We start from the raw sequence: 23164 nt of genomic DNA on the forward strand, positions 1-23164 counted from the left end.
AGGGCGTGGCCGGTCGGTGAGCTAACGTCGACGGGCGCGCTGACCCGGGCGGCGGGGGGACCCCCCCCCCCCCCCCCCCCTTCCTCCTCCCCCCCCCCCCCCCCCCCCCCCCCCCCCCCCCCCCATCGCGGGCGCGGATTACTTCCTGCTGTAGTTCGGGGCCTCGACCGTCATCTGGATGTCGTGCGGGTGGCTCTCCTTGAGGCCCGCCGAGGTGATCCGGACGAACCGGCCCTTGGACTCCATCTCCGCGACGGTGGCGGCGCCCACGTACCCCATGGTCTGGCGGAGGCCGCCGACGAGCTGGTGCAGGACGTTGGAGAGCGGGCCGCGGTAGGGAACCTGGCCCTCGACGCCCTCGGGCACGAGCTTGTCGTCGGAGGCGACCTCGGCCTGGAAGTAGCGGTCCTTCGAGTACGACCGGCCCTGGCCGCGGGACTGCATGGCGCCGAGCGAGCCCATGCCCCGGTACGACTTGAACTGCTTGCCGTTGATGAAGAGCAGCTCGCCGGGCGACTCCTCGCAGCCCGCGAGGAGGCTGCCGAGCATCACGGTGTCGGCACCGGCGGCCAGCGCCTTGCCGATGTCGCCGGAGTACTGCAGGCCGCCGTCACCGATCAGCGGGACACCGGCGGGACGGGCCGCCAGCGAGGCCTCGTAGATGGCGGTGACCTGCGGGACGCCGATGCCGGCGACCACGCGGGTGGTGCAGATCGAGCCGGGGCCCACGCCGACCTTGATTCCGTCGACACCGGCGTCGATCAGCGCCTGCGCGCCGTCACGCGTGGCGACGTTGCCGCCGATCACGTCGACGTTGACGCTCGACTTGATCTTCGCCATCCAGCTGAGGGCGTTGCTGTTGTGGCCGTGCGAGGTGTCGACGACCAGGAAGTCGACGCCGGCGGCGGCGAGCGCCTGGGCGCGCTCCAGCGCCTCGGGGCTGGCGCCCACGGCGGCACCGACGAGCAGGCGGCCCTCGGCGTCCTTGGCGGCGTTCGGGTACTTCTCCGCCTTGACGAAGTCCTTGACGGTGATCAGGCCCTTGAGCACGCCCTCGTCGTCGACCAGCGGCAGCTTCTCGATCTTGTGGCGGCGCAGCAGCTCCATGGCGTCGACGCCGGAGATGCCCACCTTGCCGGTGACCAGCGGCATCGGCGTCATGACCTCGCGGACCTGACGGCTGCGGTCGCTCTCGAAGGCCATGTCGCGGTTGGTCACGATGCCGAGGAGCTTGCCGTCCGGGTTGGTGACCGGGACGCCGCTGATGCGGAACTTGGCGCACAGGGCGTCCGCCTCGGCGAGCGTCGCCTCCGGGTGCACGGTGATGGGGTCGGTCACCATGCCGGACTCGGAGCGCTTGACCAGGTCGACCTGGTTGACCTGGTCCTCCACGGAGAGGTTCCGGTGCAGCACGCCGACGCCGCCGAGGCGGGCCATCGCGATCGCCATGCGGGACTCGGTGACCTTGTCCATCGCCGCGGAGAGCAGCGGGATGTTCACCTGGACGTTGCGGGAGATGCGGGACGAGGTGTCGACCGCGTTGGGGAGCACCTCGGAGGCTCCCGGCAGCAGCAGCACGTCGTCGTAGGTCAGCCCGAGTGTCGCGAATTTCTCGGGCACTCCGTCGACGTTGGCAGTCATGACACCTTCCCCAAATGGCCTTGATCGGTGCGGATGTCCATGCTAACGGCCTGCGGCCGTGTCTCATTCCACGAGCAAGATCACCCAGAAGGTTTGTACGTTCACACGTACGGACCAGGAGGCAGGGAAACGGACCACGTGCACGCGCGCGTGGTCCGTACGCTCACTGTTCGGCGAGTGCCCGCAGCCGGCTGAGGGCGCGGTGCTGCGCCACTCGTACCGCCCCGGGGGACATGCCCAGCATCTGGCCGGTCTCCTCGGCGGTCAGGCCCACCGCGACACGCAGCACCAGCAGCTCGCGCTGGTTCTCCGGGAGGTTGGCGAGCAGGCGCTTGGCCCACTCGGCGTCGTCGCTGAGCAGCGCCCGCTCCTCCGGGCCGAGGGAGTCGTCGGGCCGCTCCGGCATCTCGTCGGAGGGCACGGCGGTGGAACCGGGGTGCCGCATGGCGGCCCGCTGGAGATCGGCGACCTTGTGGCCGGCGATGGCGAAGACGAACGCCTCGAAGGGGCGTCCCGTGTCCTTGTAGCGCGGCAGGGCCATCAGCACCGCGACGCAGACTTCCTGGGCGAGGTCCTCGACGAAGTGGCGCGCGTCACCGGGCAGGCGGTTCAACCGCGTACGGCAGTAGCGCAGGGCCAGTGGGTGGACATGGGCCAGGAGGTCGTGCGTGGCCTGCTCGTCGCCGTCGACCGCACGGTGTACGAGTGCACCGATGGCCCCGTGGGCATGGGCCGCCTCGTCGTCGCGCATCGGTCCATGGTGCCTTGGCGGTCGTTCTTCCGCGGCACCGCGTCCACTGTTGTGCACCGAAGCGTTATGAGCAGGTGCGCCGGACGTCATCTCCTGCGCCCTCCCCTCCCGCTCGATCGACTCGTCCCCGAGGAACTCCACCCTTCAAGGATGCGGCATCGGGCCGGAAACGGATATCGGACCTCCGCCGCCCCGTCCGCCGGGCGGCGGACGGGGATCGAAACGGTCACGCCCTAGCGCACCAGGCCCCAGCGGAAACCGAGCGCGACGGCGTGCGCCCGGTCCGATGCGCCCAGCTTCTTGAAGAGCCTTCTGGCGTGCGTCTTGACCGTGTCCTCGGAGAGGAAGAGCTCGCGGCCGATCTCCGCGTTGGAGCGGCCGTGGCTCATGCCCTCCAGCACCTGGATCTCCCGCGCGGTGAGGGTGGGCGCGGCACCCATCTCGGCCGAGCGCAGCCGGCGCGGGGCCAGCCGCCAGGTCGGGTCGGCGAGGGCCTGGGTGACCGTGGCCCGCAACTCGGCGCGCGAGGCGTCCTTGTGCAGGTATCCACGGGCACCGGCGGCGACGGCGAGCGCCACGCCGTCCAGGTCCTCGGCGACGGTGAGCATGATGATGCGGGCGCCGGGGTCCGCGGAGAGCAGCCGGCGGACGGTCTCCACGCCGCCCAGACCGGGCATGCGTACGTCCATCAGAATCAGGTCCGAGCGGTCCGCGCCCCAGCGGCGGAGGACTTCCTCGCCGTTGGCCGCGGTCGTCACGCGCTCGACGCCGGGCACCGTCGCGACGGCGCGGCGGAGCGCTTCTCGGGCAAGCGGGGAGTCGTCGCAGACGAGGACGGATGTCATGGCCGTCCTCCGCAGCTGATGCGCGTCACCTTGAGCCTCCAGGCTGGTTACGAATCGTCACCTGTGCGGTTGACGCCCCCGGACATCTGCCCGAGCGCTTGTTCTTTCAACCGCCTCCGCACTCTCAACGACGGTCACTCGAAAGAGTTACGGGTACGCCCTCCCCCTTCGGCACTCTACGTGAGGGAGCGCGTACGGAGGAGAGCGACGCAGGTCACCGTTCCTTCACCCAGAGCTATGCCCCATTTAGCGGCTTTTCCTTCACTTTGTTGGTGTCTGTGGCTAGATTCGCAATGAGTCATATTTACATCTACTTAGACAGTAGTTGTACGGTCGTGGCTGTATCAGCCCACTCACCCGCTCAGTACCGGAACCAAGGGGACATGCGCTATGGCAGATTTCTCCCGCCTTCCCGGACCCAACGCCGACCTGTGGGACTGGCAGCTGCTCGCGGCCTGCCGGGGGGTCGACAGTTCGCTCTTCTTCCACCCCGAGGGGGAGCGTGGCGCGGCGCGGAGTGCGCGCGAGAACTCGGCGAAAGAGGTCTGCATGCGGTGCCCGGTCCGCGCGGAGTGCGCGGCCCACGCGCTGGCCGTGCGGGAGCCCTACGGCGTATGGGGTGGCCTCACCGAGGACGAGCGCGAGGAACTCATGGGACGAGCCCGCAACCGTCTCATCACGGCGTCGGGAACTGCTGCCCGCGCCTGAAGGAACGTTTCTCCAACAACTACCGGTAAGGCATCTCCCCATCAGGCACCCCCAGGGGCGGCCCCCCAAGGCCGCCCCTTCGGTACGGGTGAGGGGCGCACGGCCGGCACGGGGTGAGGTGCGCGACCGACCCGGGTGAGTGCGCGTGCCCGGTACGGGGTGAGGTGCGCGCGGTTCTAGGCCAGGGCGGCCGCGCGGGTCAGCTCGTCGAGGGTGGCGGCGACCGCCGGTACCTTGGCCAGGTCCGGAAGGGTGAGGGCGACGATCTCCCGCTCGACGGCCGGTTCCACCACGACCGTCCTGGCGCCCCGGGGGCGTACCGAGCGGATGGCCAGTTCGGGCAGGACCGCGACCCCGAGGCCCGCGCCGACCAGGCCGACCACCGCGGGGTAGTCGTCGGTCGCGAAGTCGATGCGCGGGGTGAACCCCGCCCCCTCGCACACGTCCACGAGCTGACGGCGGCAGCGCGGGCAGCCCGCGATCCACGACTCCTCGGCCAGCTCCCCGATGGACACCGTGTCGGCGTCCGCGAGACGGTGGCCGTCCGGGACCAGGCCGACCAGGCGGTCGGCGAGGAGCGGGCGGACGACGAGGTCGTCCCACTCCGCGACGGCCGGGCGGTAGCGGAAGGCGAGCGCCACGTCGCAGTCGCCGTCGCGGAGCATCTCGACCGAGCGGGGCGGTTCGGCCTCCACGAGGGAGACCCGGGTGCCGGGGTGGGCGGCGCGCAGAGCGGCGAGAGCGGTCGGGACGAGGGTGGAGCTGCCGCTGGAGAAGGAGACCAGCCGGACCCGTCCGGCGCGCAGGCCGGCGATGGCGGCGATCTCCTCCTCGGCGGCGGTGAGGCCGGCCAGGATCCCGGAGGCGTGGCGCACGAGCGCCTCACCGGCCTGGGTGAGGCGCATCTCCCGGCCCGTGCGGACCAGCAGGGGCGTGCCGGCGGACGCTTCGAGCGCCTTCATCTGCTGGCTGACGGCGGGCTGGGTGCAGCCCAGTTCGCGCGCGGCCGCCGAGAAGGATCCGGTGGTGGCGACGGCGCGGAGGACACGCAGATGACGGGCTTCGATCACCTCTTGAATATAAGGCTCGCTTGGATCGCCCGCGAAATATCCGCTCGCCACTTTGAGGCCGCGCCGATTAGCGTGGGGCCATGAGAGTTCTCACCGTCAATGTGGGGCGGCCCAAGGCCGTGGGGTACACGGACGCCCCGAGTGGCATGACCGGGATCGACAAGCGTCCGGCCCAGGGGGCCGTACGGGTGACCGATCCGGGTCCCAAGGGTGAGGGTGCGAGCGGCGTGGCCGGGGACACGGTCTGCGACCTCCGCTTCCACGGCGGGACCCATCAGGCGGTGTACGCGTTCGCGCGCGAGGACCTGGACCACTGGGAGGGCGAGTTGGGGCGCCCCCTGGCGAACGGCGCGTTCGGGGAGAACCTCACCACCGCGGGCCTGGACGTCAATGCCGCGCTCATCGGGGAGCGTTGGCGGATCGGCGGCTCGGTGGTCCTGGAAGTGGCGTCCGGGCGCATCCCGTGCCGGACGTTCGCGAGCTGGCTGGACGAGAGGGGCTGGGTCAAGCGGTTCACGCAGCGCGCCGCGCCGGGCCCGTACCTCAGAGTCGTCGAACCGGGGGAGATCAGCGCGGGGGACGCGATCGAGATCGTGCACCGGCCCGACCACGACGTGACGGTCGGCCTGGTCTTCCGGGCGTCCACTCTTCAGCGGGAGTTGCTGCCGCGCACGCTCGCGGCGGGCGAGGCGCTGGACCCGGGGGTGCGCGAGGCGGCGCTCGCGTACGTGGCGAAGCACGGTTCGTAGGGACCGGGGCGGGCGTTCCAGGGGCGCGGATCCCGACACTCCGTACATGTACGGCGGTCCGTCCACAGGCCCGTGGGACCGAGCGCCACGCTGTCCGCGCGGGGCACTAACGTGCCGCGTATGACGACTGCACTGATTACGGGCGCGACGGCGGGAATCGGGGCCGCCTTCGCGCGGCGGCTGGCGGCGGACGGCCACGACGTGGTGCTGGTCGCCCGGGATGTGAAGCGGCTCCGGGAGCAGGCGACCGAGCTCCACGACCGCCACGGGATCGAGGCGGAGGTCCTGGCGGCCGACCTGGCCGAGGACGACGGCATCGCGGCCGTGGAGGCCCGGCTGTCCGACCCGAAGCGGCCGGTGGACCTGTTGATCAACAATGCCGGGTTCGGCAACAAGGGCCGGTTCCTCGATGTGTCCATGGCCGACGAGCTGCGGATGCTGAAGGTGCACTGCGAGGCGGTGCTGCGGCTGACGTCGGCCGCGTCGGCGTCGATGCGGGACCGCGGCCGGGGCGGCGTGGTGAACGTCGCGTCGGTGGCCGCGTTCGTCCCGCGCGGCACGTACGGGGCGTCGAAGGCGTGGGTCGTGCAGTTCACCCAGGGCGCGGCGCGTGACCTGGCGGGGAGCGGGGTGCGGCTGATGGCCCTGTGTCCGGGTTTCGTGCGGACGGAGTTCCACGAGCGGGCCGGGATGGGCACGGACAACATCCCCGGCTGGTTGTGGCTGGACGCCGACAAGCTGGTGGCCGCCGCGCTGGCGGATCTGGCGCGGGGCAGGACGCTGTCGGTTCCGGACCCGCGCTACAAGGCCCTGATGGGTGTGGTGAAGCTGGCGCCGCGTGGCCTGCTCGGGGGCGTGAGCTCCCGCGCGGGCCGCAAGTACGGGCCGCGGTAGGGACAAGTCGCGGTGGGTACGGGCCGCGAGTACGGGCCGCGGTGGCCCCCATGGCCACTGCGGCGCGTCGTGCGGCGTTCCGGAATCAACACGAGGAGCTGACTTCCCACCATGCACCCCACCACTGACAACCGGCCCACGCTCCTGCTGGCGATGGGCCCCGGCATCGCCGGCCGCCTGCTCACCGACGCCCACCTCGCCCGCCTGACCTCCCTCACCCGCACGGACCCGCACCTGGTGGCCCACGACCTGGCCGCGCCCACGCCCCTGGTCGCGTCCGCGCTCGCCGAGGCGGAGGTGCTGTTCACCTGCTGGGGGGCGACGCCGCTCACCGCGGCCGTCCTGGACCGGGCCCCACGCCTGCGCGCCGTCGTCCACGCCGCCGGGTCCGTCAAGCATCACGTCACCGCCGCCTGTTGGGAGCGTGGCATCACGGTGACCTCGGCGGCCGCGGCCAACGCCCTGCCGGTCGCCGAGTACACGCTCGCCACGATCCTGCTGGCCGGCAAGCGCGTCCTGCGCGCCGCACGGCGGTACGCGGAGCTGCGCGCCGACCACGACTGGCTGCGGGAACTCGCCGACAGCGGCAACCACCGCCGCACGGTCGGCATCGTGGGCGCCTCCCGCATCGGCCGCCGCGTGATCGAGCTGCTGCGCCCCTTCGACGTACAGGTGCTGCTCCACGACCCGTACGTCTCCCCCGACGAGGCCGCCGCGCTCGGCGTCGCCCCGGCCGCGCTGGACGAGCTGTGCGCCCGCGCCGACATCGTCTCCGTCCACGCCCCCCAACTGCCGTCCACGTACCACCTGATCGGCGCCGCACAGCTGGCCCTGATGCCGGACGGGGCGACGCTCATCAACACCGCACGTGGCTCGCTCGTCGACGGGACCGCCCTGCTCCCGCACCTCACCACGGGCCGCCTCAGCGCCGTACTCGACGTCACCGACCCCGAACTCCCGCCGCCCGACTCCCCTCTCTACACCCTCCCCAACGTGCTGCTCACCCCGCACATCGCGGGCTCGCTCGGCAACGAGCTGCACCGCATGGCGGACCAGGCGCTGGACGAACTGGAGCGGTACGCGAAGGGCACGCCGTTCCAGGATCCGGTGCGGCCCTCGGACTTGGGCCGCTCGGCGTAGAGCCGTGTGAAGGGCAGCCGGAAACACCGAGGCCCGGTGCCCCCGCGACGGGGGCACCGGGCCTCGAAACCCTCAAGTGGCGTCAGGCGTCGGAAGACGTCAGGACGTCAGTGGGAGTGGCCGTGACCGTGGCCGTGGCCCGCGTCCGCCGGCTCCTCTTCCTTCTTCTCGACGACCAGGGTCTCGGTCGTGAGCAGCAGGGAGGCGATGGAGGCGGCGTTCTCCAGGGCCGAGCGGGTGACCTTGACCGGGTCGATCACGCCGGCCTTGATCAGGTCGCCGTACTCGCCGGTGGCGGCGTTGAAGCCCTGGCCCTTGTCGAGCTCGGAGACCTTGGAGGTGATGACGTAGCCCTCGAGGCCCGCGTTCTCGGCGATCCAGCGCAGCGGCTCGACGGCGGCGCGGCGGACGACCGCGACACCGGTGGCCTCGTCGCCGTCCTTTCCGAGGTTGCCGTCCAGCACCTTGACGGCGTGGACGAGCGCGGAGCCACCACCGGAGACGATGCCCTCCTCGACCGCGGCGCGGGTCGCGGAGATGGCGTCCTCCAGGCGGTGCTTCTTCTCCTTCAGCTCCACCTCGGTGGCGGCGCCGACCTTGATCACGCACACGCCGCCGGCCAGCTTCGCGAGGCGCTCCTGGAGCTTCTCGCGGTCCCAGTCGGAGTCCGTGGTCTCGATCTCGGCCTTGATCTGCGCGACACGGCCGGTGACGTCCTCGGACTTGCCGCCGCCGTCGACGATCGTGGTGTCGTCCTTGGTGACGGTGACGCGGCGGGCGGTGCCCAGCACGTCCAGACCGGCCTGGTCGAGCTTGAGGCCGACCTCCTCGGCGATGACGGTGGCGCCGGTGAGGGCGGCCATGTCGCCGAGCATCGCCTTGCGGCGGTCGCCGAAGCCGGGGGCCTTGACCGCGACGGCGTTGAACGTGCCGCGGATCTTGTTGACGACCAGGGTCGACAGGGCCTCGCCCTCGACGTCCTCGGCGATGATCAGCAGCGGCTTGGAGGAGCCGGCCTGGATGACCTTCTCCAGCAGCGGGAGCAGGTCGGTGATCGCGGAGATCTTGCCCTGGTGGATCAGGATGTACGGGTCGTCGAGGACGGCCTCCATACGCTCCTGGTCGGTGACCATGTACGGGGACAGGTAGCCCTTGTCGAAGGCCATGCCCTCGGTGAAGTCGAGCTCCAGGCCGAAGGTGTTGGACTCCTCGACGGTGATGACACCGTCCTTGCCGACCTTGTCCATCGCCTCGGCGATGAGCTCGCCGACCTGCTGGTCCTGCGCGGAGAGCGCGGCCACGGCGGCGATGTCGGCCTTGTCGTCGATCGGGCGGGCCGAGGCGAGCAGCTCGTCGGAGACGGCCTTGACCGCGGCGTCGATGCCCTTCTTCAGGGCGGCCGGGGAGGCACCCGCGGCGACGTTGCGCAGGCCCTCGCGGACCAGCGCCTGGGCCAGGACGGTGGCGGTGGTGGTGCCGTCACCCGCGATGTCGTTGGTCTTGGTCGCCACCTCCTTCACCAGCTGGGCGCCGAGGTTCTCGTACGGGTCCTCGATCTCGACCTCGCGGGCGATCGTGACACCGTCGTTGGTGATGGTCGGCGCGCCGAACTTCTTGTCGATGACGACGTTGCGGCCCTTGGGGCCGATCGTCACCTTGACCGTGTCGGCAAGCTTGTTGACGCCGCGCTCAAGGGCGCGACGGGCGTCCTCGTCGAACTTCAGGATCTTCGCCATGGGAGCGATTCAGCCCTCTCGAAAACTCTGGTTGACGAACCGCGCCCCTCGCCGCCCGGCAATGTGTCATCAGCGGGGGCCAGGGGCGCAGCTCAAAAGCAAATCTTGCTCAGGTGAATTACTTCTCGACGATCGCGAGCACGTCGCGAGCCGAGAGGACGAGGTACTCCTCGCCGCTGTACTTCACCTCGGTGCCGCCGTACTTGCTGTACAGCACGATGTCGCCGGTCTTGACGTCGAGCGGCAGGCGCTCGCCGTTCTCGAAGCGGCCCGGGCCAACGGCCAGGACGACGCCCTCCTGGGGCTTCTCCTTGGCGGTGTCCGGGATGACCAGGCCAGAGGCGGTGGTCTGCTCGGCGTCGAGCGGCTGGACCACGATGCGGTCCTCGAGCGGCTTGATGGCAACCTTGGAGCTGGTGGTCGTCACGATCCGACCTCCCCCTTCGGAGATCTCACGGGGTTAACTGTCTGAGGTGGCGACCAGGTGGATCCGTCGTCGCGGGTGCCGGACCTGCCCGTCGCTGTGTTGGCACTCTCCAGTGGGGAGTGCCAGAGCCGAGACTATGACCGCGATTAGCACTCGGTCAAGCGGAGTGCCAATTCACCGCCCGGTCGTGGCGTACACCGGCCGTCCGGCGGCGTGGCGCGCGGCGGCGGGCGGGGGGCTCAGACGTAGTCCTCCAGCCTGGCCACCGCGTACCCCTTGGCCGTGACGACGCCCATCACCTGCCGGATCATGTCCGGCATGGTGCCGTTCCAATCCCCGCGCCCCCGGAAATGGGTGAGGATGATGTCTCCCGGGTGGAGGTCCCGGTCCCATTCGCGCCACTCCATGTGGTCGGGGAAGGCTTCGGCCGCCCACAGGGGCACGGCTTTGACGCCGCACGACCGGGCGGCACGCAAGGTGTCGGCGTTGTAGTTGCCGTAGGGCGGGCGGAAGAGTGACGGCCGTTTGCCGTACCGCCGCTCGATGGTGTCCTGCTGTCCGCAGATCTCGCGCTTCTGCTCCGCGTACGAAAGGGCGGGCATGTAGCGGTGGTTCAGGGTGTGGTTGTGCAGGGCCACGCCCCGGTCCTGCATGCGCTTGAAGTAGCCGTAGTCCTCCTTGACCAGGTAGTCGCTGAGGAAGGCGCTGTAGGGGATGTCCAGTTCGTCCATCATCCGCAGCAGTTCGGGGTCCTTCTCGGCGCCGTCGTCGATCGTCAGGAACACGATCCGTTCCGTGGTCGGCACGGTGGTGAAGACCGGCGGCAGGGTGGGGTCGCCGACCCCGAAGCCCTTGCGGAAGGTGAGGTGCGGCTTGTCGGCGGCCGCCGGGGGCGGGGGTGCGGCCAGGGGTGTGGCCCTCAGGCCCCACTTCCTGGCGGCGAGGGCGCGGGCGGCCTGGGCGCGCCTGACCTTCTCCACGTACGCGGTGAGGGCGCCGGCCGCGTCCGGCCGCTGCTGGGCCTGCTGCCCGGCGGCGGGCTCGGCCTCGCCGCCGCCCGTCCCGGCACCGGTTTCCGCCGCACAGGCGGATCCGAGCGCCGCCGTCAGCAGTGCGGCGAGCAGGACCCGTGCACGCTTACTTACCCTTTGACCTTTTTGTCGTACTAGCTGCATGGCGCCGCATCCTGTCAGCGCACCGCCCCGGCCACCGGCCGACACCGCCGCCTGACGCGCACCATCCCCCGCCTGGCCCACAATGGGCCGGGTGACCGATCTCGCCGCCTTCTCCGCGCTCCTCACCGACGAGGGCCAGGCCCTGCTCACCGCCCTGCGCGACTACACGCCCTCCCAGGAACTGGCGATCGCCTCCCGGCTGCGCCGCGAACACCCGGCCGACCTGGTCACGGCGGCGATCGCACAGGCGCGGCTGCGGCAGCGGGCGGTGGCGAAGTTCGGCGAGCAGGACGCGCACCGCATGTACTTCACGCCCGGCGGCGTCGAACAGTCCACCCGCAGGACGGTCGCCGAACACCGCGCGGCCGCCTTCGCCCGCCTCGGCGTACGCGGCGTCGCCGACCTGTGCAGCGGGATCGGCGGCGACGCGATCGCGCTGGCCCGCGCCGGCATCCGGGTCCTCGCCGTCGACCGCGACCCGCTGACGGCCGAGGCCGCGCGCGCGAACGCCGCCGCGCTGGGCCTGGCCGACCTGATCGAGGTGCGGTGCGCCGACGTCACGGAGGTCGACACCTCCCCGTACGACGCCGTCTTCGTCGACCCGGCCCGCCGCGGCGGCCGGGGAGGCGGCCGGATCTTCGACCCGGAGGCGTACTCCCCGCCCCTGTCCTGGGCCGTCGACGCGGCCCGCAAGGCCCCGCACGCGGCGCTGAAGATCGCCCCGGGCATCCCGCACGAGACGGTCCCGCCGGAGGCGGAGGCCGAATGGGTCTCGGACGGCGGCGACGTGAAGGAGGCGGTGCTGTGGTTCGGCACCCGTCCCGGCACGGTCACCGCAACCCTCCTGCCCGGCGGGCACACCCTCACCGGGCGGGGCCTGCCGGACCCACCGGTGCGCCCCGTCGGCCGGTTCCTGTACGAGCCGGACGGCGCCGTCATCCGCGCACACCTGGTCGCGGAGGCCGCCGAGGACCTCGGCGGCGGCCTGCTCGACGAGACGATCGCGTACATCACGGCGGACACGCTGCGCCCCACCCCGTACGCCACCGCCTACGAGATCACCGACGAGCTTCCCTTCAACCTGAAGAAGCTCAAGGCCCTGCTGCGCGAACGGGAAGTCGGCACCCTGACGGTGAAGAAGCGCGGCTCGGCGGTCGAGCCGGAGGAGCTGCGCCGCAAGCTCAAGCCGAAGGGACCGCACGCGGCCACGGTCTTCCTCACCCGGGTGGCGGGGGCTCCGACCATGCTGATCGGGCGGCCGGTCTAAGCGGCCAGCCGCAGCACCAGACGGCGGTGGCCGACCGCCTTGGCACCGCTGATCAGGCCGTGGACCCAGAGGATGACGCCCGCGCCCATGGCGTAGGCCACCTCCCCGTAGGTCGTGCTGCCGGCGCGGGCGAGCGCCGGGACGGCGAACGAGAGCCACAGCCCGGCCGCGCACTGCGCGAACGCCAGCAGCAGCCACGCCAGGTTCATCCCCGGTGTCCGGAAACGGGCGTCCCGGACCGGGGCGGGGTCCAGGGCCGCCCACTCCAGCAACCGGGCGCGCAGCTCGCGGTCGCGGCGCAGGCCGAACGTGACGACGACGACCAGCGGAACCATGACGGCCAGTCCCAGGCAGGCGGCCACGGCACCGGCCATCGCCGTCAGCGGGTCCACCAGTCCGTCGAGCGAGAGGATCCCGGCGCCGATGAAACCCCACCCGAACTGCAGGCCGAGCAGCGCGAGCAGAAAGAGCGTCAGCCGCTTCCCGCCCAGCATCCGCCGGTTCAGTTCGCAGACCGCCATGGCCCGGTCCGCCAGTAGCGCGCCGCGGTCCGGCCAGGTGCGGAGGTGAACGGGCGGCGGAGGCGGGGGCAGGAGGCTACGGCTGGGCATGGTCCGAGGCTAGCGCCCGTGATCGCCGGAGCAGCAGGGCCCTCTCGCGGGCGTTACGGGCCAGCGACGCCGCCCGCTCGAACTCGGCCCGGGCCTCGGCCGTACGCCCCAGCCGGGCCAGCAGGTCGCCCCGTACGCTCGGCAGCAAGTGGTAACCCGCCAGGGCCGGTTCCGCGGCGAGCGCGTCCACGATCGAGAGCCCGGCCGCCGGGCCCTCGGTCATCGAGACGGCCACCGCGCGGTTGAGCTCGACGACCGGCGAGGGGGCGAGCACGGCGAGCCGCCCGTACAGCGTCGCGATGGTCGCCCAGTCGGTCTCCTCGTACCGCGTCGCCCGCGCGTGGCAGGCCGCGATCGCCGCCTGGAGCGCGTACGGCCCCGTGCCGGCCTTCTCCAGCGCCGCGAAGCCGCGCCGGATCAGCAACCGGTCCCAGCGCGCCCGGTTCTGGTCGGCCAGCAGCACCGGCTCCCCGTCCGGTCCGGTGCGCGCGGCCGTGCGGGAGGCCTGGAGCTCCAGCAGCGCGGCCAGGCCGTGCACCTCGGGCTCCTCGGGCATCAGCCCGGCCAGCACGCGCGCCAGCCGCAGCGCGTCCTCGCACAGACCGGGCCGCAGCCAGTGGTCGCCGGCGGTCGCCGCGTACCCCTCGTTGAAAATGAGGTAGATGACCTCCAGCACGGAGGCGAGCCGGGCCGCCCGGTCCTCCCCGTACGGCACCTCGAAGGGCACTCCCGCCCGGGCCAGGGTCCGTTTCGCGCGGACGATCCGCTGGGCGACCGTCGGCTCCGGCACCAGGAATGCGCGGGCGATCTCCTCCGTCGTCAGCCCGCCGAGCAGCCGCAGCGTGAGCGCCACGCGCGCGTCGGCGGAGAGCACCGGGTGGCAGGCGGTGAAGACGAGCCGCAACAGGTCGTCGTCGATGTCGTCCGGCTCGGTCGTGTCGGGTTCGTACGCCACGTCCAGGTCGCGTCCGACCTCGGCGAGCTTGCGCGCGTACGTCTCCCGGCGGCGTACGAGATCGATGGCGCGGTTCCTGGCCGTGGCCGTGAGCCAGGCGCCCGGCCGCTCCGGGACGCCCGACTCCGGCCACTGCTCCAGCGCGGCGACCAGAGCGTCCTGCGCCAGCTCCTCCGCGATGCCCACGTCATGGACGATCCGGGCGACGGCCGCGATGATCCGCGCCGATTCCATCCTGAACACCGTCTCCACGGCGTGGGGTGCGCTCACGCCTCCCCATGGTGCCGCATCGGCCGGTGCCGCCCGCGGAGCGTCAGCCTTCGGCGATCTCCCGCACTTCGGCGGTGATGGTCCAGTACTCCTCGTGGAGGGCGAGGAAGCGCTTGGTCCACTCGACCGCCTCGGCCATGTCCTTGCACTGGCTGATCGAGTACCCGCCGATGACCTCCTTGGCCTCGGCGAACGGGCCGTCGGTGACCGACAGCCGTCCGCCCGACCAGGTGACGCGGGTGCCCTGGGAGGAGGGCATGAGCCCGGCGGTCTCCAGCATGACCCCCGCCTTGGTGATCTCCTCCAGCAGCTTGCCCATCCGCTCCTGCAGCTCGGGGCTCGGGCCCTCGGCGGGGGCGTTCTTCTCGTCGACACGAATCATCGTCAGGTAGCGCGGCACGGCCGTCTCCTCGGTGTGTGCGGCGGGGCTGTTCCCCGCCTCTCACCCTTTACGTCGAACGGGCGGGGGCCGGATCGACACGCGGCGCGAAGAAACTTCCGGGCCCGGACGGCGCGGCACGCGCCTCGTCCGGGACCCCCGCCCGGCCTCGGCGGCGGGCCGCCGGGCCCGGTGGCGGCGGAACGGGCGAATCACGTTCCGTGGGACTCGAAGCGCCAGCGGTGCACCGGGCGGGTGACCAGGTCGGGGGCGGGTTCCGGGAGTTCGGGGAGGTCCGCGTCGAGGGCGGCGTCCCACCAGGTGAGGACCAGGACCCGGTCGCCGGGGGCCGTGAAGGTCTCGCGGCGGACCGGATCGGTGGGCAGCTCCTGCGCGCGGGCCCACTCCAGGAGCTCCGCGCCGCGGCCGTCCGCCGCGCGGGCCTCCCACATCAGGGTGACCACGGTCATGAGTAGAGGTTGTCCTTGCTGATCTCGTGGACGTGGTCGTGGTCGTGCGCGTGGTTCCCGGGGACATGCGGGTCCGTCACCGGGAGGGACGAGTCCGCCGACAGTTCCAGGTCCGAGGCCGGACGGTTGCGGGCCACCATCTCGGCGCCCAGGGCCGCGACCATCGCGCCGTTGTCGGTGCACAGCCCGGGGCGCGGCACCCGCAGCCGGATACCGGCGCGCTCGCACCGCTCCTCCGCCAGGGCCCTCAGCCGCGAGTTCGCGGCCACACCGCCGCCGATCATCAGATGGTCGACGCCCTCGTCCTTGCAGGCCCGCACCGCCTTGCGGGTCAGCACGTCGACCACCGCTTCCTGGAAGGACGCCGCCACGTCCCGGACCGGAACCTCCTCGCCCGCCGCGCGCTTGGCCTCGATCCAGCGGGCCACGGCCGTCTTCAGGCCCGAGAAGGAGAAGTCGTACGCGGGGTCCCGGGGACCGCTCAGTCCGCGCGGGAACGCGATCGCGGACGGGTCGCCCTCCTTCGCCAGCCGGTCGATCACCGGCCCGCCGGGGAAGCCCAGGTCCAGCACGCGGGCGATCTTGTCGAACGCCTCGCCCGCCGCGTCGTCGATCGTCGAGCCCATGGGGCGCACGTCCGAGGTGATGTCCGGCGCGAGGAGCAGCGACGAGTGGCCACCGGACACCAGCAGCGCCATCGTCGGCTCCGGCAGCGGCCCGTGCTCGAGCTGGTCGACGCAGATGTGCGAGGCCAGGTGGTTCACCCCGTACAGCGGCTTGTCCAGCGCGAACGCGTACGCCTTGGCCGCCGAGACGCCGACGAGGAGCGCGCCCGCCAGGCCGGGGCCGGCGGTGACCGCGATGCCGTCCAGGTCGCGGGCGGAGACACCGGCCTGCTTCAGGGCGCGTTCGATGGTCGGGACCATCGCCTCCAGGTGCGCGCGGCTGGCGATCTCGGGCACCACGCCGCCGAACCGGGCGTGCGTGTCCACGCTCGACGCGACGGCGTCGGCGAGCAGGGTCGTGCCGCGGACGATGCCGACGCCGGTCTCGTCGCAGGAGGTCTCGATGCCGAGGACGAGGGGTTCGTCAGCCATGACTCTCAGTTCCTTGTACGTCAGGTGCGTCGGGTGCGTCTTGTACGCGCAGGCGCATGACGAGCGCGTCGATGTTGCCCGGCTGGTAGTAGCCGCGGCGGAAGCCGATCGGTTCGAAGCCGAAGCGCTCGTACAGCTTCTGGGCACGGGTGTTGTCCACGCGCACCTCGAGCAGGACCTCGTCGCACTCGAAGGCGGTGGCGTGCTGGAGCAGGTCGGTCAGCAGCCGGGCGCCGAGCCCGGTGCCCCACTGGTCACGGGCTACGGCGATCGTCTGTACGTCGCCGAGTCCCCCGGCCGCCGCCAGCCCGGCGTACCCCACGAGCCTGCCGTCGGTCTCGGCCACGACATAGCGGCGGGTGGCGTGCGGGCCGCGCGCGTGGGCGAGCTCGGACCAGAACATGCCCTCCGACCAGGCGTCGTCGGGGAACAGTTCCCGTTCCAGTTCCAGCACGGGCGCGATGTCCCACCAGCGCATCTCGCGCAGGACCGCGCTCACTCCGGTCACTTCGGGGTGACCACCTTGTAGTTCTTCGGCACCTGGGCGTCGGGGCGCCGCAGGTACAGCGGCCGCGGCTCCAGGAAGGCCCCGCCCGTCCTCAGCCGCTCGGCCGCCAGGGCCGCGAGCGCGGCGGCCGACTGGTGCTCGGGGTCACGGGCGTCGGGGAACACCTCGCCGTACAGCCGCGCGCCCGCCCCGACCGCCGGAAGACCGGCGACCTCTTCGGCGATGTCGGCGGGCCGGTCGACGGCGGGCTCGGTCACGCGCGTACGGCAGTCGTCGTACCGCGCCCAGTAGACCTCCTTGCGGCGGGCGTCCGTCGCCACGACGAACGGCTCCTCGATGCCGGAGGCGTACGCGAGCCCGTCCAGCGTGCACAGCCCGTGCACCGGTACGCCGTCGAGCGCCGACGCGAACGTCGCCGCGGTCACCAGCCCGACCCTCAGTCCGGTGTACGGGCCGGGGCCGACGCCGACGACGATGCCGGTCACGGCGTCGAGCTTCAGACCGGCTTCGCGGAGCACCCGGTGGACGGCGGGCAGCAGCAGTTCCCCGTGGCGGCGCGCGTCGACCTGCGTCGACTGGGCGACGAGGGACTCCCCGTCGTGGAGGGCGACGGTGACGGCGGGCGTGGCGGTATCCATGGCGAGCAAGAGCACGCAAACAGCCTACGGCTCCGTGGCGGCGGGCACGGAGCCCCGGGTCGCGGGCGTGATCCTGCTACGGTCACACCGCATACGTACGTGGGAGAGGTGGGCAGCAACGTGGCAAGGAGCAGCTCGGGATTCGTGGCCGGGCTCACCGCGGCGGCTCTGGCCGCGGTCGGCTTCCTCGCCTACCAGGCGTCGGCCAATGTCCCCGTCGACCTGTCGGCCGGGTCGCCCGCCCCCGCCGCCTCGCCGTCGGCCCCCTTGCCCGGCGCCCCGAAGCAGCCCGCCGACCCCGCGCTGGCGCTGCCGAAGCAGTCGGGCTCGGGCGTGCGGGTGGTGTACTCGCTCGGTGAACGGCGGGTGTGGCTGGTGGGTGAGAAGGACGTGGTCACGCGCACCTTCGCGGTGATGCCGAGCACGGTCGGCCCGGCTCCGGGGACGTACGCGGTGACGTCCCGTTCGGGCAGCGTGCCGGGCTCGGACGGGGTGCGGATCGAGCACGTCGTGCGGTTCACCAGCGTCGACGGCGTGACCATCGGCTTCAGCGCGGCCGTCGACGGCTCGCTGGCCAGCCCGGACCCGACGCGTCGGACGGGCGGCATCCGGATGAAGCGGGCGGACGGCGACGCGATGTGGACGTTCGCGACGGTCAACTCGAAGGTCGTCGTCGTTCCCTGACCGGACCCGCCCGGCCTGCCGTCTCCCGCCCCTGGCTGTTCGGGCCCGTGGCCGACCCGCCCGGCCTGCCATCTCCTGACCCTGGCCTGACCGTTCGGGCCCGTGGCCGGCCCACCGACCCGCCCGGCCCGTCGCCTTCCGACCCTGACCGTTCGGGCCCGTGGCCGAAAGACCAGGCCCCTGGCGTTTCCGACCCGGTTGGAGCGGCCCGCCGACCCCCGGCGTGAGTGGCCCACGGACCCCGCCGGTGCGCGGCGTCAGCCGCCCGCACGCCCCGCAGGGCGCGTGCGCCGCGCGGAACGTTGTGCGGCAATGACGGCCCACGCCGGTCGCGCCCCCGCGCGCCGGTCACCGGATCTTGCGGTACGCGGGGCCGCTCCGCCATACGCGCCGCGGCGGAGTGGCCCTACGCGGCCCTGCGCCGTTCGGTCGCGGACTGCCGGTCCTCCTCCGCGGCGGGCTTCGCCTCCCGGGCGTCCCGGACAAGGGCGTCGGGCTCGGGGTCCGCGTCGGCGTCGGTGGCCCTGGGCGGCGTGGAGACGGCGTTCGCCGCCGCGCACGACGCCAGCAGATCGCGCATCGAGACATCCTGCTTCGACGTCGGCATGGTCGCCTCCTCGGGCTGCGGGCAGGCACAGTTAGGTAGACCTAACCAGGTCCTGGTACCCATGTGACCACGCCTCGGAGGTACGGCGCAACATCATGCCGACGTCTTGTCGGAAACTACGGGGTACCGGTCGGCCCCCGGTGACCGCATGGCCGGATCCAGCCCGGCGCCCGGTCACCCCAGCGCCAGATCCACTCCCGCCCAGCGCGCCCCGTATCCGGTCAGCGTCACCACCCGCCGCTCGTCGTCCGTGGAGCCGACCACCCGGTGGATGACGACGTGCAGCCGGTCCTCGGTGAGGTCCTCGACCTTCCCCTCGCCCCACTCCACGACCACCACGGACTCGGGCAGCGAGACGTCCAGGTCGAGGTCCTCCATCTCGTCGAGCCCGCCGCCCAGGCGGTAGGCGTCGACGTGTACGAGGGCGGGGCCGCCCACCAGGGACGGGTGGACGCGGGCGATGACGAACGTCGGAGACGTCACCGCGCCGCGTACCCCCAGGCCCTCGCCGAGCCCGCGCGTCAGGGTCGTCTTGCCGGCGCCGAGTTCGCCGGTGAGCATGACGAGGTCACCGGGGCGCAGCAGCTTGGCGAGCGTACGGCCCAGCTCCTGGGTCTGCTCGGGGGCGTGGAGGGTCAGACGGGCGGTGGCGGTGGCCCCCTCAGGGGCCGGGCTGTGCGGTGCTTCCATACGTGCCAACGTTAGTCGCTGCCGATACGGCACCGACCCGTACCAGCAGGTCCGCGAGCCGGTCCGTGACCACCTCCGGGTGCTCCAGCATCACCAGGTGCCCGCCGTCGGGGACTATGACCAGCTCGGCGTCCGGCAGCAGGCCGGCGATCGCCTCCGTGTGCGAGCTGGGCGTGACCAGGTCCTGGTCTCCGGAGAGGGCCAGCACCGGCACCTCGGCGAAGATGCTCAGCGCCTCCGCCTTGTCGTGCTCGGTGAACGCCGGGTAGAACTCGGCGACCACGTCGATGGGCGTCCCCTCGATCATCCGCTCGGCGAACCGGGCCACGGCGGGGTCCACGTCCCTCGACGAGAACGAGTAGCGCTTGATGAGCCCCGCGAACAGGTCCGCGGTGGCCCGCCGCCCCCGCTCCACCAGCTCCGCCTGCGAGCCCAGCGCCCGCAGCACACCCGGGAGCACCCGTCGTACGGCGTTCACGCCCGCGACCGGCAGCCCGTAGTTGACCTCGCCCAGGTTGCCGCATGACGTACCGACGAACGCCACGCCGACGACCCGCTCGCGGATCAGCTCCGGATACTGCTCGGCCAGCGCCATCACCGTCATGCCGCCCATCGAATGCCCCACCAGCACCAGAGGCCCCTCGGGGGCGGCGGCGTCGATCACCGCCTTCAGGTCGCGGCCGAGCTGGTCGATGGAGACCGGCACCCGGTCCGGCCCCTGCTGGGCGGCACCCCGCCCGGAGCGGCCGTGACTGCGCTGGTCCCAGTGGACCGTGCGGACGAGGCCGCGCAGCGCGGCGCGCTGGAAGTGCCAGGAGTCCTGGTTGAGGCAGTACCCGTGGCTGAAGACGACCGTGACGGGGGCGGGCGTCCTCCGCCCGAAGAGCCGACGGCGGCGCGGCGCGCTGCTGTCCGCCTCCACCTCGTCGACCTCGTAGTACAGCTCGGTGCCGTCGTCCGCCGCGGCCCGGCCGGGGATGCCGCGCAGCGAGCCGTACGGTCCCGCGGCGTCCAGCGCGAGGCGCGCCTTGCGGCGCATGCCGCGCCCGACGGTGAGCCGCTCGATGGCGACACCGGCCGCCGCGCCCGCCGCGATCACCCCTATCGCGGCACCGGCGAAACCGGCGCGGCGCCAATTGCCGGCCGCGGCGGCGGACGCGGCCGACGCCGCTTCCACCGCCACGTCCACCGAACTGGTCTCACTCACTACGGCTGCTCCTCAAGCTCCCGCTACTCGTTCAGGTAGACGCGTGGTACCCGCGAACCGATGCGCGTCACGATCTCGTACGCGATCGTGTCCGCGGCGCGCGCCCAGTCCTCGGCGGTCGGTTCACCCTCATCGCCTGCCCCGAACAGCACCGCTTGTGCACCGGGCTCGACGGTGTCCCCCTGAAGGTCGACGACGAACTGGTCCATCGCGACCCGTCCGGCCACCGTCCGCACCGTGCCGCCGACCAGTACGGGGCCCCGGCCGGAGGCGTGGCGCGGGATGCCGTCGGCGTACCCGAGGGGGACGAGACCGAGGGTGGTGGCGCCCTCGGTGACGTAGTGGTGCCCGTAGCTGACGCCGTGCCCGGCAGGCACGTCCTTGACGAGTGCGACGCTCCCCACCAGCCGCATGACGGGGCGCAGCCCGAAGTCGGCGGGAGTGCCGACCTCCGGACTCGGTGAGACGCCGTACATCGCGATCCCGGGCCGTACGAGGTCGAAGTGCGTCTCGGGAAGGGTGAGCGTGGCCGGGGAATTGGCCATGTGCCGCACCTCGGGTTCGACGCCCGTCTTCTCGGCGTACGCCAGCATCTCGTGGAACGTGTCGAGCTGGGCACGGATGGAGGGGTGGCCGGGCTCGTCGGCGCACGCGAAGTGCGACCAGACGCCGGTGACCTTCAGCAGGCCCTCGGCCTGGGCGGTGAGGGCCTCGCCGACGAGGCGGGGCCAGTCGGCGGGCTGGCAGCCGTTGCGCCCGAGCCCCGTGTCGGCCTTGAGCTGCACGCGCGCCGGCTGTGCGGTCCGGCGCGCCGCCTCGATGACCTCGTCCAGGGCCCACATCCCGCTCACGGTCATGTCCAGGCCGGCCCGGATGCCCGCGTCCCACGGGTCGCCGGGGGTCCACAGCCAGCACAGGATCGGAGCATCGATCCCGGCCGCCCGCAGGGCGAGCGCCTCGTGCGGTGTGGCGGTGCCGAGCCAGGTGGCCCCGGCCTGGAGCGCCGCCCGGGCACAGGGCACGGCCCCGTGCCCGTACGCGTCGGCCTTCACGACGCCCATGACCTGAACGTCCGTCCCCACGCGCCCCCGCAGGGCACGCACATTGGCGCGCAACGCCCCGAGGTCGATCTCGGCGCGGGCGCGAAGGGTCTGCGGTGTCTCACTCATCGCGCCCAGTCTCTCAGGTGCGCGCCCCGGCCCGGCCGACCCGGGCTGTCGTCCCGATCACGCCCGCACGTCCCGCCACGCCCCGGGCAGCGCCTCCGCCACGTCGTACGCGGCGACGGGGGCGTCCCGGGAGGCGCGGCGGGCCGCCAGGCCGTGGAGGTAGGCGGCGACCGAGGCGGCGTCACGCGGGGCGAGGCCCGCGGCCAGCAGCGAACCCGCGAGGCCCGACAGGACGTCGCCGCTGCCGGCGGTGGCGAGCCAGGGCGTGCCGGTCGGATTGACCCGGACCGGCCCGTCGGCGGAGGCGACCAGGGTCGTCGAGCCCTTGAGCAGCACCGTCGCGCCGTACCGCCCGGCCAGCTCCCGGACCGCCTCCAGGCGCCGCGACTCCACGTCCTGCCGGGCGGTTCCCAGGAGGGCGGCCGCCTCGCCGGCGTGCGGGGTGAGGACCGTGGGCGCCGGGCGGGAGCGCACCGCCGAGGGGTCCAGGTTCCGCAGTCCGTCGGCGTCCAGCAGGACCGGGACGTCCGACGCCAGGACGTCGTCCACGCCCGGTGTGTCGCCCAGGCCCGGGCCGACGACCCACGCCTGGACGCGGCCCGCCTTGGCGGGCGGCCCGGCGTGGACCAGGGTCTCCGGATGGCGGGCGAGCACCGCCTCGCCGGCCGGCCCGACGTACCGCACCGCCCCGGCGCCGCCCCGCAGCGCGCCCGACACCGCGAGGACGGCCGCGCCCGGGTAGCGCGCCGACCCGGCGACGACCCCGACGACGCCGCGCCGGTACTTGTCGCTCTCCCCCACCGGGACGGGCAGCAGCCGGGCCACGTCCTCGTGCTGCAGCGCCTCGGCGTCCGGCACCGGCGGCAGGGCGAGCCCGATGCCGACGAGCCGCAGCGCGCCCGCGTGCTCCCGTGCCGGGTCGACCAGCAACCCCGGCTTGTACGTCCCGAACGTCACCGTGGCGTCCGCCCGTACCGCCTCGCCGTGCACCTCGCCGGTATCGGCGTCCACGCCGCTCGGCAGGTCGACGGCCACCAGAACGGCTCCGGAGTCGCGCGCCGCCCGCACCACCGGGACCGCCTCCGGCCGCAGCCCGCCGCGTCCGCCGATCCCGGTGATGCCGTCCACCACCAGGTCGGCCCGGCGCAGCGCGTCGTACGGGTTGTCGGCGACCCGCCCGCCCGCACCGGTCAGGGCGGCCAGCCCGGCCTCGTGGGCGCGTGAGCCCATCAGCACCGCCGAGACGCCCGCGCCCCGGCGCGCCAGCCGGGCGCCCGCGTACAGCGCGTCGCCCCCGTTGTCGCCGCTGCCGACCAGCAGCACCACGCGGGCCCCGTACACCCGGCCGAGCAGCCCGGCGCACGCGGCGGCCAGCCCCGCCGCCGCCCGCTGCATCAGCGCGCCGTCCGGCAGCCTCGCCATCAACTCGGCCTCGGCGGCCCGTACTGTCTCCACCCGGTAAGCGGTACGCATGGG

The 23164-nt window shown here is 72.7% G+C and carries 25 protein-coding genes; 6 read left to right on the top strand and 19 right to left on the bottom strand.

Going from position 1 to position 23164, the window contains the following annotated elements; translation table 11 throughout:
* Positions 1 to 138: 138 nt before the first annotated feature.
* The 3 genes from guaB to ACZ6C1_RS31115 form a co-directional block, all read right to left on the bottom strand.
* Complete coding sequence (gene guaB / locus ACZ6C1_RS31105; RefSeq protein WP_469245502.1) at positions 139 to 1641, bottom strand: IMP dehydrogenase; 1503 nt, start codon at positions 1639 to 1641, stop codon at positions 139 to 141.
* 163 nt (positions 1642 to 1804) lie between these two features.
* The gene (locus ACZ6C1_RS31110; RefSeq protein WP_064069910.1) at positions 1805 to 2392 is read right to left on the bottom strand and encodes a sigma-70 family RNA polymerase sigma factor; all 588 of its coding nucleotides are present in this window, start codon (positions 2390 to 2392) and stop codon (positions 1805 to 1807) included.
* Positions 2393 to 2625: 233 nt separating this feature from the next.
* Positions 2626 to 3237: a response regulator transcription factor gene (locus ACZ6C1_RS31115; protein ID WP_003948568.1), complete on the bottom strand. Its 612-nt coding sequence runs from the start codon at positions 3235 to 3237 to the stop codon at positions 2626 to 2628.
* 390 nt (positions 3238 to 3627) lie between these two features.
* On the opposite strand from ACZ6C1_RS31115, the gene ACZ6C1_RS31120 reads away from it, so the two are divergent.
* Entirely contained in the window at positions 3628 to 3945 is a 318-nt protein-coding gene (locus tag ACZ6C1_RS31120; RefSeq protein ID WP_469245504.1) for a WhiB family transcriptional regulator, read from the top strand.
* A gap of 176 nt (positions 3946 to 4121) precedes the next feature.
* On the opposite strand, the gene ACZ6C1_RS31125 is transcribed toward ACZ6C1_RS31120, so the two are convergent.
* The gene (locus ACZ6C1_RS31125; RefSeq protein WP_469245506.1) at positions 4122 to 5015 is read right to left on the bottom strand and encodes a LysR family transcriptional regulator; all 894 of its coding nucleotides are present in this window, start codon (positions 5013 to 5015) and stop codon (positions 4122 to 4124) included.
* 80 nt (positions 5016 to 5095) lie between these two features.
* Here ACZ6C1_RS31125 and ACZ6C1_RS31130 point away from each other — a divergent pair, with 80 nt between their 5' ends.
* The 3 genes from ACZ6C1_RS31130 to ACZ6C1_RS31140 all read left to right on the top strand — a co-directional run bounded on the left by ACZ6C1_RS31130 (position 5096) and on the right by ACZ6C1_RS31140 (position 7798).
* Positions 5096 to 5764: an MOSC domain-containing protein gene (locus ACZ6C1_RS31130; RefSeq protein ID WP_469245507.1), complete on the top strand. Its 669-nt coding sequence runs from the start codon at positions 5096 to 5098 to the stop codon at positions 5762 to 5764.
* A gap of 120 nt (positions 5765 to 5884) precedes the next feature.
* Positions 5885 to 6658: an SDR family NAD(P)-dependent oxidoreductase gene (locus ACZ6C1_RS31135; RefSeq protein WP_469245509.1), complete on the top strand. Its 774-nt coding sequence runs from the start codon at positions 5885 to 5887 to the stop codon at positions 6656 to 6658.
* A 111-nt stretch (positions 6659 to 6769) separates the two neighbouring features.
* The gene (locus ACZ6C1_RS31140) at positions 6770 to 7798 is read left to right on the top strand and encodes a hydroxyacid dehydrogenase (protein WP_469245511.1); all 1029 of its coding nucleotides are present in this window, start codon (positions 6770 to 6772) and stop codon (positions 7796 to 7798) included.
* A 107-nt stretch (positions 7799 to 7905) separates the two neighbouring features.
* Here the strand turns inward: ACZ6C1_RS31140 and groL are convergent, their stop codons facing one another.
* The 3 genes from groL to ACZ6C1_RS31155 all read right to left on the bottom strand — a co-directional run bounded on the left by groL (position 7906) and on the right by ACZ6C1_RS31155 (position 11136).
* A complete protein-coding gene (groL, locus tag ACZ6C1_RS31145) occupies positions 7906 to 9534 on the bottom strand; it encodes a chaperonin GroEL (protein WP_469245513.1) in 1629 nt (542 codons plus the stop codon).
* Positions 9535 to 9652: 118 nt separating this feature from the next.
* Positions 9653 to 9961: a co-chaperone GroES gene (gene groES / locus ACZ6C1_RS31150; protein ID WP_010471835.1), complete on the bottom strand. Its 309-nt coding sequence runs from the start codon at positions 9959 to 9961 to the stop codon at positions 9653 to 9655.
* Between the two features lie 239 nt (positions 9962 to 10200).
* Positions 10201 to 11136, bottom strand: coding sequence for a polysaccharide deacetylase family protein (locus tag ACZ6C1_RS31155; RefSeq protein ID WP_469245515.1), 936 nt, complete (start codon positions 11134 to 11136; stop codon positions 10201 to 10203).
* Positions 11137 to 11227: 91 nt separating this feature from the next.
* On the opposite strand from ACZ6C1_RS31155, the gene ACZ6C1_RS31160 reads away from it, so the two are divergent.
* Positions 11228 to 12403 carry a class I SAM-dependent methyltransferase gene (locus ACZ6C1_RS31160; protein ID WP_469245517.1) on the top strand — a complete coding sequence of 392 codons (1176 nt, stop codon included), beginning with the start codon at positions 11228 to 11230 and terminating at the stop codon, positions 12401 to 12403.
* On the opposite strand, the gene ACZ6C1_RS31165 is transcribed toward ACZ6C1_RS31160, so the two are convergent.
* From ACZ6C1_RS31165 to tsaB, 7 genes are all read right to left on the bottom strand, one after another.
* On the bottom strand, positions 12400 to 13014 hold the full coding sequence (locus ACZ6C1_RS31165) for a hypothetical protein (protein ID WP_469245519.1): 615 nt from the start codon (positions 13012 to 13014) through the stop codon (positions 12400 to 12402). The genes ACZ6C1_RS31160 and ACZ6C1_RS31165 overlap by 4 nt on opposite strands.
* The gene (locus tag ACZ6C1_RS31170) at positions 13001 to 14239 is read right to left on the bottom strand and encodes an RNA polymerase sigma factor (RefSeq protein ID WP_469245521.1); all 1239 of its coding nucleotides are present in this window, start codon (positions 14237 to 14239) and stop codon (positions 13001 to 13003) included. The genes ACZ6C1_RS31165 and ACZ6C1_RS31170 overlap by 14 nt, the downstream gene beginning before the upstream one ends.
* A 43-nt stretch (positions 14240 to 14282) precedes the next feature.
* Positions 14283 to 14639, bottom strand: a complete 357-nt coding sequence (locus ACZ6C1_RS31175; RefSeq protein ID WP_469245523.1) for a YciI family protein — start codon at positions 14637 to 14639, stop codon at positions 14283 to 14285.
* Positions 14640 to 14830: 191 nt separating this feature from the next.
* Positions 14831 to 15088 carry a hypothetical protein gene (locus tag ACZ6C1_RS31180; RefSeq protein WP_469245524.1) on the bottom strand — a complete coding sequence of 86 codons (258 nt, stop codon included), beginning with the start codon at positions 15086 to 15088 and terminating at the stop codon, positions 14831 to 14833.
* Positions 15085 to 16185: a tRNA (adenosine(37)-N6)-threonylcarbamoyltransferase complex transferase subunit TsaD gene (gene tsaD / locus ACZ6C1_RS31185; RefSeq protein WP_469245526.1), complete on the bottom strand. Its 1101-nt coding sequence runs from the start codon at positions 16183 to 16185 to the stop codon at positions 15085 to 15087. The genes ACZ6C1_RS31180 and tsaD overlap by 4 nt, the downstream gene beginning before the upstream one ends.
* The gene (rimI, locus tag ACZ6C1_RS31190; RefSeq protein ID WP_469245589.1) at positions 16178 to 16663 is read right to left on the bottom strand and encodes a ribosomal protein S18-alanine N-acetyltransferase; all 486 of its coding nucleotides are present in this window, start codon (positions 16661 to 16663) and stop codon (positions 16178 to 16180) included. Before rimI ends, tsaD begins: the two co-directional genes overlap by 8 nt.
* A 26-nt stretch (positions 16664 to 16689) precedes the next feature.
* Positions 16690 to 17346, bottom strand: coding sequence for a tRNA (adenosine(37)-N6)-threonylcarbamoyltransferase complex dimerization subunit type 1 TsaB (gene tsaB, locus ACZ6C1_RS31195; protein WP_469245528.1), 657 nt, complete (start codon positions 17344 to 17346; stop codon positions 16690 to 16692).
* 105 nt (positions 17347 to 17451) lie between these two features.
* Here tsaB and ACZ6C1_RS31200 point away from each other — a divergent pair, with 105 nt between their 5' ends.
* Positions 17452 to 18015 carry a hypothetical protein gene (locus ACZ6C1_RS31200; RefSeq protein ID WP_469245529.1) on the top strand — a complete coding sequence of 188 codons (564 nt, stop codon included), beginning with the start codon at positions 17452 to 17454 and terminating at the stop codon, positions 18013 to 18015.
* A 406-nt stretch (positions 18016 to 18421) separates the two neighbouring features.
* Here ACZ6C1_RS31200 and ACZ6C1_RS31205 read toward each other — a convergent pair whose 3' ends face one another.
* From ACZ6C1_RS31205 to ACZ6C1_RS31225, 5 genes are all read right to left on the bottom strand, one after another.
* Positions 18422 to 18622 (bottom strand): hypothetical protein, encoded by a 201-nt coding sequence (locus ACZ6C1_RS31205; RefSeq protein WP_469245531.1) that lies wholly within the window; start codon positions 18620 to 18622, stop codon positions 18422 to 18424.
* 174 nt (positions 18623 to 18796) lie between these two features.
* Entirely contained in the window at positions 18797 to 19312 is a 516-nt protein-coding gene (tsaE, locus tag ACZ6C1_RS31210; protein ID WP_469245533.1) for a tRNA (adenosine(37)-N6)-threonylcarbamoyltransferase complex ATPase subunit type 1 TsaE, read from the bottom strand.
* Positions 19284 to 20519, bottom strand: coding sequence for an alpha/beta fold hydrolase (locus tag ACZ6C1_RS31215; RefSeq protein WP_469245535.1), 1236 nt, complete (start codon positions 20517 to 20519; stop codon positions 19284 to 19286). The genes tsaE and ACZ6C1_RS31215 overlap by 29 nt, the downstream gene beginning before the upstream one ends.
* A 23-nt stretch (positions 20520 to 20542) precedes the next feature.
* On the bottom strand, positions 20543 to 21688 hold the full coding sequence (alr, locus tag ACZ6C1_RS31220) for an alanine racemase (RefSeq protein WP_469245537.1): 1146 nt from the start codon (positions 21686 to 21688) through the stop codon (positions 20543 to 20545).
* 57 nt (positions 21689 to 21745) lie between these two features.
* Positions 21746 to 23161, bottom strand: a complete 1416-nt coding sequence (locus tag ACZ6C1_RS31225; protein WP_469245539.1) for an NAD(P)H-hydrate dehydratase — start codon at positions 23159 to 23161, stop codon at positions 21746 to 21748.
* Between the last annotated feature and the right edge of the window lie 3 nt (positions 23162 to 23164).

This window comes from Streptomyces sp. NPDC041796, assembly GCF_055590785.1.